Below are 9,682 nucleotides of genomic sequence, written 5' to 3'. Positions count from 1 at the left end.
CTCCCTTCAAGGAGCTTGAATCACGACCCAGCTGATTTGGGAATCCCGTTTATGGGTACAGAACCTAGTCGCGCCGCAGCAGCGGTCTCACCGCTATCGTGAAGGAGGTTGCGAACATGGCGATGATGACGCGGGCAATGATCGTGAAGAACACCAGCGTGAATTGCGGCTCGCTCGTCCACTGGCGCAGCGCAGCGCGATAGGTCGGCGGCAGATCGGTACTGGTGATGAAGCGGTAAACTGCACCCGAAGCGTCCTGCACGACCAGAAGCCAGCCTGGCTGGAACAGCGCGCACATGACCAGAAGAATGGGCGCCAGAATGGCCGAAATAGCCAGCGTCATCGATGCCGAGAACGGGCGTAAAAGCAGGCGGTTCATTTCAATCAACTCCCTCAAGCCATTCCGGCCGGCGGCACTAATCCCCTCATGCCGCTGATCAGCCCCGAGCCATCATCCTAACAAACATGAAAGGGCCCGTCGCCTGTCAAGGCAACGGGCCCTCGAGATTACCGGTGAAAGGCCACCTACTCGATCCGGGTGATGGTGATCTCCACCCCGTCGGCGCGCCATTCATCCGTGGTGACACTTTCGCCGACTTCGGACGGTTCGAACGGATTGCACAGCTCGGTTTCCTGCACGGTTATGCAAAGCACACCGTCTTCATAGGTCCACTGGCCCTCATTACCCATTTCGTTGGTAAAGCGGCCATCGGCATGGAAAGTCGAGGTGTAGGAATAGCCCGACTGCGTTTCCGTGCTTTCATATACGTGCCCGGAGGGGCCGTCGGCCAATGCCGCGCCGGTTATCCCCAAACTGGCGACAAGTCCCGATACGATCAGCTTCATGTGTGTTCTCCCCGACTGGTCTTCATGCATGCAAGCCTGCCTCATGACAGGCCATGGCCTCATGGTTAACAGGCGCGCAGCGGAGTCAACCCAAATCGGAAAAATGCGGTATGGCGTACTGGTATGAGTGTGTAACGCACGCTATAGACACCGACAGCTATCTGTAGGCGTGCCTTCGCGGCCCGCCGTCAAAAAAGAAACGTGGAGCTGACATCATGGCCGCCCTGATCGCCCTTGGCCTTTGCTTTGGCCTTTTCGCGCTTTTCAACCTGATCGAGTTCAAGCGCCTCGACTAGCCCCTGACGGCCAGCAACCGGCACCGGAGCGTCCATGTCCGCCACACTTCTTGATGTCCTGCTGCTGGTCATCGGCATCATCATCATCCTGTTTGGCGGCGATTATCTGGTGCGCGGGGCAACGGCGGTCGCCAAACGCACCGGCGTCCCGTCGCTCCTGATCGGCCTCACGATCGTTGCCTTCGGCACCAGTGCGCCGGAAATGGTGGTCAGCGTGTTTGCCGCAATCGCGGGCTCTCCCGGCCTTGCCGTGGGCAATATCGTCGGCTCGAACATAGCCAACATCCTTCTCGTGCTGGGCTTGCCGGCCCTGATTGCCGCGATGGGCACGACCGCCAAGGGCGTGCGCAGCAACGCCGTGATTGCGCTGGGCGCTGCTTTGCTTTTCATCGCGCTGTGCTGGGACTGGGAGGCCAATGCGCCCGGTGCGCTCAGCCTGCTTGAAGGCGCCATCCTGTCGGCGATGATTATCGCCTACATCGTCTATCTGGGCGTTGTGGCGATGGGTTCGCGCGAGGATCCGCTAGTTGCCGAGCTTGCCAGTGCCGACGCCGTGGAGGGTCTTCCCAAATCGGCGCTCGGGATCGGGTTCAGCCTGGTAGTGGGCCTCATAGCCCTGCCCATCGGGGCGAATCTCATCGTTGAGGGCGGTGCCAGCCTTGCCATAACCTTGGGTGTTTCAGAGGCGGTGGTGGGGCTTACCCTGCTCGCCATCGGCACGTCGCTGCCGGAGCTGGCCACCTCTGTCGTTGCGGCTGTGCGCCGGCAGGCCGACATGGCTATCGGCAATGTTATCGGCTCAAATATCTTCAACATCCTGGCAGTAGGCGGCATTACCGGCCTTGCCGCGGGCGGGTTCTCGGGCGGCGTTGCCATTGATCCGAGCTTTTTCCGCCTGGATTTGTGGGTGTTTCTTGCCAGCGCGATCTTCATCACCCTTGTGGTGTTCTCGCGCAGGCCGATGGGCCGTGTGACCGGCGCGGTCCTGTTACTGGCTTATGGAGCTTACCTCGCCGCCCTGCTCTACCTCACTTTGGGCGCGGCCTGATCTGGGCTCAGCTGTCCGGGCCGATCTTGTAGTGCTGGCCTACCAGCATGAGCGTACCCAGAGCGCCGGCGATGGCCAGACCGATTCCGGTCCACAACTCCCAGCCGATCAGAATGACCAGGAGCAGCCCGGCGAGGCCCAGGCCGAGCGGAATGGCCCAGATGAAGAGCTGGCGCACGCCGATACCCGATGGTGATTTCAGTTCGTCAGACATGACAGGCTAGTACTCCGGCTCTGAGCGGTAAGGCCAGCCCGGCGGCAGATCGGCCGGCATCTGGCCAGGAAAGGCGGGCGCGCGCTTCTCCAGAAAACTCATCACGCCTTCGCGCGCGTCCTCGCTCATGCCCCGGCGCAATATCGCCCGGCTTTCCAGCCGGTGGGCGTCCATGGGGTGGGATGCACCCAGCATCTGCCACGCCAGATAGCGGTTCATGGAGACCGAAACGGGTGCTGCCGTCTCCACGATGAGCCGGGCACGCTCATAGGCGCGCTCCATCACCTTGTCTGCCGGGACCAGCTCGCTCACCAGCCTTTTCTCCAGCGCTTCCTCGCTCAGAAAAGTGCGCCCCGTCAGGCCCCAGTCGAGCGCCGTCTCGATACCCACCACGCGCGGCAGGAACCAGCTGGCGCACCCGTCCCACGCGATCCCGCGCCTGGTGAAGGGATAGGCCATTTTCGCGCCTTGCGCCGCGATGCGAATATCCATGGGCAGGATCATGGTCGCGCCAATGCCGACCGCCGCGCCATTGATGGCGGCAATGACCGGCTTGGCCGAGTTGAAGATGCGCAGGTTGAGAAGACCACCAAAATCACGCCATTTCGGGTCGGCTTCATCCAGCTCGCCGCTGGCGGCAGCCTGCGACACGGCGTTGAACGTTTCCGCGCCGAGCGACAAATCCGCGCCTGCACAGAACGCCTTGCCCGCACCGGTCACGATCACGCAGCGCACATCCGGGTCGGCATCGGCCGCGTCGAAGGCGGCCGCCATCTCCTCGCCCATTTCCCGGGTGAACGCATTCATCGCATCCGGCCTGTTCAGCGTCAGAAGCGCGATGTGGTCCGCAACCGAATAGGTGATGGTCGAATAGCTCATTGTCCCTCCCCGGACGGCAGCGTGTAGGCCAGTGTGTAATTGTGCGCACCGTCGACGATGTCCAGCAGGAACTCGCCCGCAATGCCGGTCAGTTCACCGGCGCCAGAGCCCGGCACGACGGTTATCGAGAGCGATTGCGCGCCCGCATCCATCACACCGCGATGGACCAGCGAGAATGCCCCTTCCCGGGCCTCCAGGCGCCCTTCCAGACGCTCGATGAGCACATAGGCGCCAGACCCTGCCGCAGAGTCGAACACGCCCAGCATCTCGCCTGAGGCCGTTCCCTCAAAATCCCCGCTGAAAGTCTTGGTCACGTTGTAGCGCGTATGCGCGCCGGGCTCAGCCTCGCCTTGCGGAGTCATCTGGACGGTGAAACTGCCCGTAGCGGCATGTGTGGTCATCGCTTCATCCTCCGCCATCGCAGCAGGAAAGAGAAGTGTGAGCGCCGCCATCAGGCCCGTCAGGTACCGGATCATCTCTTCCTCCCGCCTGTTAAAACTGGCGGCAAGGATGGGCGGGGGAGAGGGAGGTGTAAAGCGGCGGAGCCGGTCTAGACGTTGAACTTGAACAGGAGCACGTCGCCGTCCTGAACCACGTATTCCTTGCCTTCCTGGCGCAGCTTGCCCGCTTCCCGCGCACCGGCCTCGCCGTTCAGCGCGACATAATCGTCAAACGCGATGGTTTCGGCGCGGATGAAGCCCTTTTCAAAATCACCATGGATCACACCGGCCGCACGCGGAGCCTTCCAGCCCTTGCGGATGGTCCAGGCACGTGCCTCTTTCGGTCCGGCGGTGAAATAGGTCTGCAGGTCCAGCAGCCGGTAGCCGGCATGGATCAGACGGTTCAGGCCCGGCTCGGCAAGGCCCAGCGATTCCAGATACTCAGCGCGTTCATCCGCGTCCAGAAGCGCAAGCTCGGCCTCGATCTTGGCCGAGATGGTGACGCAGACGGCGCCTTCCTCCGCGGCGCGCTTTTCCACCGCCCGGCTCATCTCATTGCCGGTAGCCGCACTCTCCTCATCGACATTGGCGATGAAGAGGACCGGCTTGGAGGTAAGCAGCTGGAGCATGCGCCATTCGCGGCGCTGGTCTTCGGGCACTTCGGCAAAGCGGGCGGGCTGACCCTCGCGCAGCTTGTCCAGCGCCAGATCAATCAGCGCGACTTGCGCCTTGGCGTCCTTGTCGCCGGATTTCGCCTTCTTCTCGACATTGGCGCGGCGTTTTTCGAGGCTCTCCATGTCGGCGAGCATCAGCTCGGTCTCGACCGTCTCGAAATCCGCCAGCGGATCGACCTTGCCCGCCACGTGGGTCACGTCATCATCGACAAAGCAGCGCAGCACGTAAACGACGGCATCAACCTCGCGGATATTGGCCAGAAATTGATTTCCCAGCCCCTCGCCCTGGCTGGCGCCCTTCACGAGACCGGCAATATCCACAAAGCTCATGCGGGCCGGGATGATATTGGCCGAACCGGCGATTCCGGCGAGCTTTTCAAGGCGCGGCTCGGGCACTGCCACATCGCCCACATTCGGCTCAATCGTGCAGAACGGATAGTTCGCCGCCTGGGCAGCCGCCGTCTGGGTGAGCGCGTTGAAGAGCGTCGATTTGCCCACATTCGGCAGGCCGACAATACCGCATTTGAAGCCCATGGATGGCCCCTGTCAGATGGAAGGTTTCACGAAGCTGGCGTGGGGTTAGACGCGTGAGGGGCAAGCGTCAATGGAGCGGATGATGTCAGGCACGCATCACGTCTGTGTGCGCGAAATCCCCGCCCTTGAACAATAGGGGTTCGCCGGTGCTTGTCGCCAGCGCATAGGCAAAGCAGTCACCCAGATTGAGCTGGGCAGGATGACCTGACCCTTTTCCGTAAAGCCGGTAGGTCCGCCGCGCAATCGCCCCGTGTTCGGCATCAATCGGGATCAGCGCAAGACCCAGCTCCTCCACGAGGCTATCGAACGCCGCCACACTGTCGGGTGCGCCCTGCCGCTCCACGCGGATAGCAAGCTCCATCCAGTTGATAACGGACATTTTTGGACTTGGGTCAGCGATGATCTGGTCGAGAAAGTCGGGCCCCTCGGCCTCGCGCAGGACAATGGCGAGGACGGCAGAGGCGTCCACGATCATTTCGGCAGACCGATCTCGTCATAGTAGAGGTCACCATGATCAGCGGAATGACCACTGCCCTCCATCCCGGCCGCGACACGCTCCACCAACGCCCTGATGCGGTCCTGACGGGCAGTCTCACCCCGTTCGGCGCGGGCGATCTCGACCTCCAGCGCGGCGCGCACGGCATCGGTGATGCTCTGCCCCTTAAGCTCGGCGAGCTTGCGGGCCAGCGCGTCTGTCTTTGGATCCTTGATGCTCAGCGACATCGGGCAACCTATATCGCAAATCAGGTTGCCTGACCAGTCCAGTGCCGCGAAGGCACCGCTATTGAGCGCTTACTCTTCCTGTCCGCCGGGTGCGGGCGCCAGATGGGTGACCCGGGTCTGGAAGGCATCGAACTCCCCACCCGCCAGCAGGGGGAAGCTGCGCGCTATCGCATCGGTCAGAGTTTCGAACCAGACGGCATCGGCCTTGGGGAAATCGGAGAGCACATAGCTGGTGACCATGTTCTTGTCGCCGGGATGACCAATGCCGATGCGCCCACGCCGGAAATCCGGGCCGATATGGGCGGCAATCGAGCGGATGCCATTATTACCGCCATGCCCGCCGCCAGCCTTCAGGCGGAACTTGCCGGGCGCCAGATCCAGCTCGTCATGGAAGACTGTCACGGCCTCCGGGCCGACGCGGTAGAAATCGGCCGCCGCCCGCACGGCAAGGCCGGAATTATTATAATAAGTCAGAGGCTTCATCAGCAGGGCCTTTTTCGGCCCGGAAATGGTCTGGACCAGGCCTTCGCTGATCGCGGACTGGAACTTCTCCCGCCACGGACCAAAGCCGTGCAGGGCGGCGATCACATCGAGCGTCATGAAACCCGCATTATGGCGGTTCTTCAGATATTTGCTTTCGGGATTGCCCAGACCGGCAATGATCAGCATGTCATGCCCCTTGCGAGCCGGCCCGGCCCTGGCCGGTCATGAAAAAGGCGGCTGCAGGTCATCCCGCGCCGCCCTTTTCCGGTTTGGAACGGCCAGCAGCAAAGACTGCCAGCGTAATCAGGCGACTAGTCCTCGTCGCCCTCAGCCTCGTCCTCGTCATCGCGCTCGGCGTCCTCGGTCTCCACCTCATCCTCGATCACAGCGCGCGAGCCCTGCACCGTGGCGATCGTGAAGTCACGATTGGTGATGACCGGCTTCACGCCTTCGGGGAGGGTGACGCTGGAGATGTGGATGGAATCGCCAATGTCATAGCCGGAAAGGTCAACCGTGATCTCGGTCGGGATGTTACCGGCCTTGCAGCGTACTTCGATATCGTGACGCACGATATTGAGAACACCGCCGCGCTTGATGCCCGGAGCCTTCTCGTCATTGATGAAGTGCACCGGCACGTTGAGCGTGATGACGGAGTTTTCTTCCACACGGTAGAAATCGATATGCACCGGCTCGTCCGTGACGGGGTGGAACTGGATGTCGCGCGCGATCACGGGCTGACGCTCGCCCTTGTGTTCGATATCGACCATGTTGGCGATCAGCTTGCCGGTATTGATCGCCTTCACCAGCTCGTTGCGCTTCACGCTGATCGAGACAGCACCACGCGGGCCACCATAAAGAACACCCGGAACCAGACCGGAGCGGCGCGCTTCGCGGGCGCCACCAGTGCCGGTGCGCTCACGCACCTCGACGGAAACAACGATATCACTCATGGGGTCCGGTCCCTGTGGTAAATTCTGGTTTCAAACGCGTTCGCCGCCTGGAAGCGGGCGGCGCTCAAGCGAGCGCGGGCTATTAGCCGGTTTTTTGCACACACGCAACAGGGGGCAGTGAGTCTTGTCGACTCCGCTTCGCCGCGCGCGATCCCTAGTCAAACAGCTTGGAGACGCTTTCCTCGTTGGCGATGCGCCGGATGGCTTCTGCCAGCAGCGGCGCAATGGAGACCGCGCGCAGCTTGGAACAGGCTGCCGCCTTGTCGGTTACGTCGATGGAATCGGTCACCACCAGTTCCTTGAGTACCGAGTCCGTTATCCGGCTGGCTGCCTTTCCCGAGAGCACGCCGTGCGTGATATAGGCCGACACCTCGGCTGCCCCTTCATTCTTCAGAGCTGCCGCCGCGTTGCACAGCGTGCCGCCGCTATCGATGATGTCATCAAAGATGATGCAGCGGCGGCCCGCCACATCGCCAATGATGTTCATCACCTCGCTCTCGCCAGCCTTGGGGCGGCGCTTGTCGACAATGGCGATATCGGCGCCCAGCCTCTGGGCCAGGGCACGCGCGCGCACCACACCCCCCACATCCGGCGAGACGATCATCAGGTCTGATGTGTCATAGTGCTTGCGGATATCCTGTTCGAACACCGGTGTGGTGAACAGATTATCCGTCGGGATATCGAAAAAGCCCTGTATCTGGCCGGCGTGAAGATCGAGGGTCAGCACGCGGTCAGCCCCGGCCTTGGCAATCAGGTTTGCGACCAGCTTGGCGGTGATCGGCGTACGCCCGCCGGTTTTGCGGTCCTGCCTGGCATAGCCGAAATAGGGGATGACGGCGGTGATCCGCCGGGCGCTGGCTCTCGAGAGCGCGTCCATGCAGATCAGCAATTCCATCAGATGGTCATTGGCAGGCTTTGAGGTCGACTGGATGAGGAACACATCCTCGCCGCGCATGTTTTCCTCGATGCGCACGAACAGCTCGCCATCGGCGAAAGTCTCGATCTCGACATTGGACAGCGGCGCATCGAGATAGCTGGCGATGGCTTTGGCCAGAGGCCGGTTGGCGTTGCCGCTCATCAGTTTCATCGAAAGCTTCCCCTCGCGCTGGCCTTGATGGCCGCGCTCATAGCAGACCCCGGGCGGTATCGAAAGCGGATGCCCGCGTGTTTGTACACCGCGCGCCATATCCCGTACACGGATTATCCGGGCAATGGCTCCAGCCCCGGAGGCGCGGGCATGCCGGGCGCACTCAGGGCGATGACCTTGAACAGCGCGCCCATCTCTTCAGGGGCAGTGAGCCGGTGAAGCTGGCGGGCGATCACGCCGCGCTGGTCTGGCCGGGACGCGGCGAGCGCCGCGGCACGCTGCTCCATGCCAAGCCCTTTCAGGAACGTGCCCTGCCCGGCCGGACCGTACACATCCAGCCCGGCGGAACGGGCGCGCCGCGCCAGCGTGCCGAAATCCACCCGTGCGGTGAGGTCCGCCGTTCCGGGCGCATCCAGCGGGTGCACTTTCGTGTGCCCGCGTATCGCCTGCAGCGTGTCGCCGGGCTCGGATGCAGATGGCCCGTAGTCGATAAAGAGGGCATGTCCGGGATAGCTCGAGAAACGCGCCGCCAGCGCGTCAATCACTTGCGCATCGCCGGGCCGCAACTCCACCAGTGTACCGTCAGGGCTGTCCCGCAGGGCATCGGGAAGAAACGGATCATCACCGGCGATCGCCGGCCCGGTCACGAAGGCAAAGCGGCTGTCGTCATCAGGATGCAGTCCCACACAGCGCTCGCGCCATTGGCCGTCCACCCGCACCGCCTGGCGCACGGGCAGGCAATCGAGAAACTCATTGCCAAGAATAATGGCCGGACCAGCCGGAATGGCTTCAAGGCTTCTGGCCCAGCCAACAGGCACACCTGCACGCGCGAGTGTCTGCCCCTGCACCATTTTCAGCGCGGCGCTGGCCTCAACGAGGCTGACCTTGAGGGCACTGGCAAAGCCCGGTACTGCCCGCGCGGCGCGCAGCATATCGGACATCATCGTGCCTTTGCCCGGCCCCAGCTCCGCCACAACAAGGCTCTCAGGCGCGCCCATGTCCTGCCAGCATTGCGCGGTCCACAGGCCCAGAAGCTCGCCGAACATCTGGCTGATCTCGGGAGCGGTAATGAAATCACTGCCCGCACCAATGGGATCACGCGTGGCGTAATACCCGGCCATAGGGTCAAAGAGCGCCTCCATCATAAATACGGAGACCGGCAGCGGGCCTTGCGAGGCAATGCGCGCGCGCAAATTGGCCGCGATCCGTTCAGCCGGGTTGAACTCGTGCGCTTCAGTCACCGTTAGGGCCTGTCCTCATAAAGGTTTCGGGCGTGACGCGTGGCGGATTTGGTTCCTGACAAGGAGAGACGGCCACCGTGGAGAATCCCTCCACAAGGACGGCTCGACGCGGTCAGGGGCGAAATCCGCCGCGCCTCGAAGAGGTATGGCGAAAATCGCCCACTCTTGCGTCGCAGTCCCTCGAAAGGGGAACGCCCTTCCATCGGGCCTGCTCCTGATAGTGAACCATTTTCGCGCATATCACGCTCCAAACCCTTTATGGGGACA

Annotated in this window: 14 protein-coding genes; 1 reads left to right on the top strand and 13 read right to left on the bottom strand. The window is 62.4% G+C overall.

Annotation, left to right across the window (positions count from 1 at the left end; translation table 11 throughout):
* Positions 1-64: 64 nt before the first annotated feature.
* The 3 genes from IEV75_RS13410 to IEV75_RS13400 form a co-directional block, all read right to left on the bottom strand.
* Positions 65-379 (bottom strand): hypothetical protein, encoded by a 315-nt coding sequence (locus tag IEV75_RS13410; RefSeq protein WP_188453071.1) that lies wholly within the window; start codon positions 377-379, stop codon positions 65-67.
* Positions 380-525: 146 nt separating this feature from the next.
* Positions 526-846, bottom strand: coding sequence for a hypothetical protein (locus IEV75_RS13405; protein ID WP_188453070.1), 321 nt, complete (start codon positions 844-846; stop codon positions 526-528).
* Positions 847-1,034: 188 nt separating this feature from the next.
* Positions 1,035-1,187: a hypothetical protein gene (locus IEV75_RS13400; RefSeq protein WP_188453069.1), complete on the bottom strand. Its 153-nt coding sequence runs from the start codon at positions 1,185-1,187 to the stop codon at positions 1,035-1,037.
* Here IEV75_RS13400 and IEV75_RS13395 point away from each other — a divergent pair.
* Positions 1,177-2,190: a calcium/sodium antiporter gene (locus IEV75_RS13395; RefSeq protein WP_188453068.1), complete on the top strand. Its 1,014-nt coding sequence runs from the start codon at positions 1,177-1,179 to the stop codon at positions 2,188-2,190. The genes IEV75_RS13400 and IEV75_RS13395 overlap by 11 nt on opposite strands.
* A 7-nt stretch (positions 2,191-2,197) precedes the next feature.
* Here the strand turns inward: IEV75_RS13395 and IEV75_RS13390 are convergent, their stop codons facing one another.
* The 10 genes from IEV75_RS13390 to IEV75_RS13345 form a co-directional block, all read right to left on the bottom strand.
* Complete coding sequence (locus IEV75_RS13390; RefSeq protein ID WP_188453067.1) at positions 2,198-2,404, bottom strand: hypothetical protein; 207 nt, start codon at positions 2,402-2,404, stop codon at positions 2,198-2,200.
* A 6-nt stretch (positions 2,405-2,410) separates the two neighbouring features.
* Positions 2,411-3,283, bottom strand: coding sequence for an enoyl-CoA hydratase-related protein (locus IEV75_RS13385; RefSeq protein WP_188453066.1), 873 nt, complete (start codon positions 3,281-3,283; stop codon positions 2,411-2,413).
* The gene (locus IEV75_RS13380; RefSeq protein ID WP_217979638.1) at positions 3,280-3,759 is read right to left on the bottom strand and encodes a DUF3224 domain-containing protein; all 480 of its coding nucleotides are present in this window, start codon (positions 3,757-3,759) and stop codon (positions 3,280-3,282) included. Before IEV75_RS13380 ends, IEV75_RS13385 begins: the two co-directional genes overlap by 4 nt.
* 74 nt (positions 3,760-3,833) lie before the next feature.
* On the bottom strand, positions 3,834-4,931 hold the full coding sequence (gene ychF, locus IEV75_RS13375; RefSeq protein ID WP_188453065.1) for a redox-regulated ATPase YchF: 1,098 nt from the start codon (positions 4,929-4,931) through the stop codon (positions 3,834-3,836).
* 85 nt (positions 4,932-5,016) lie between these two features.
* On the bottom strand, positions 5,017-5,406 hold the full coding sequence (locus tag IEV75_RS13370) for a type II toxin-antitoxin system VapC family toxin (RefSeq protein ID WP_188453064.1): 390 nt from the start codon (positions 5,404-5,406) through the stop codon (positions 5,017-5,019).
* Complete coding sequence (locus IEV75_RS13365) at positions 5,403-5,654, bottom strand: type II toxin-antitoxin system VapB family antitoxin (protein WP_188453063.1); 252 nt, start codon at positions 5,652-5,654, stop codon at positions 5,403-5,405. Before IEV75_RS13365 ends, IEV75_RS13370 begins: the two co-directional genes overlap by 4 nt.
* A gap of 69 nt (positions 5,655-5,723) precedes the next feature.
* Positions 5,724-6,323, bottom strand: coding sequence for an aminoacyl-tRNA hydrolase (gene pth, locus IEV75_RS13360; RefSeq protein ID WP_188453062.1), 600 nt, complete (start codon positions 6,321-6,323; stop codon positions 5,724-5,726).
* Between the two features lie 125 nt (positions 6,324-6,448).
* Positions 6,449-7,087 (bottom strand): 50S ribosomal protein L25/general stress protein Ctc, encoded by a 639-nt coding sequence (locus tag IEV75_RS13355; RefSeq protein WP_188453061.1) that lies wholly within the window; start codon positions 7,085-7,087, stop codon positions 6,449-6,451.
* A 154-nt stretch (positions 7,088-7,241) separates the two neighbouring features.
* A complete protein-coding gene (locus tag IEV75_RS13350; RefSeq protein WP_188453060.1) occupies positions 7,242-8,174 on the bottom strand; it encodes a ribose-phosphate pyrophosphokinase in 933 nt (310 codons plus the stop codon).
* A 113-nt stretch (positions 8,175-8,287) separates the two neighbouring features.
* Complete coding sequence (locus tag IEV75_RS13345; protein ID WP_233351873.1) at positions 8,288-9,415, bottom strand: class I SAM-dependent methyltransferase; 1,128 nt, start codon at positions 9,413-9,415, stop codon at positions 8,288-8,290.
* Positions 9,416-9,682 lie beyond the last annotated feature (267 nt).

Source organism: Glycocaulis albus, from assembly GCF_014639075.1.
Taxonomy (GTDB): domain Bacteria; phylum Pseudomonadota; class Alphaproteobacteria; order Caulobacterales; family Maricaulaceae; genus Glycocaulis; species Glycocaulis albus.
The sequence above is the reverse complement of the archived record's forward strand: the minus strand, read 5'-3'. Positions and strand labels throughout refer to the sequence as shown.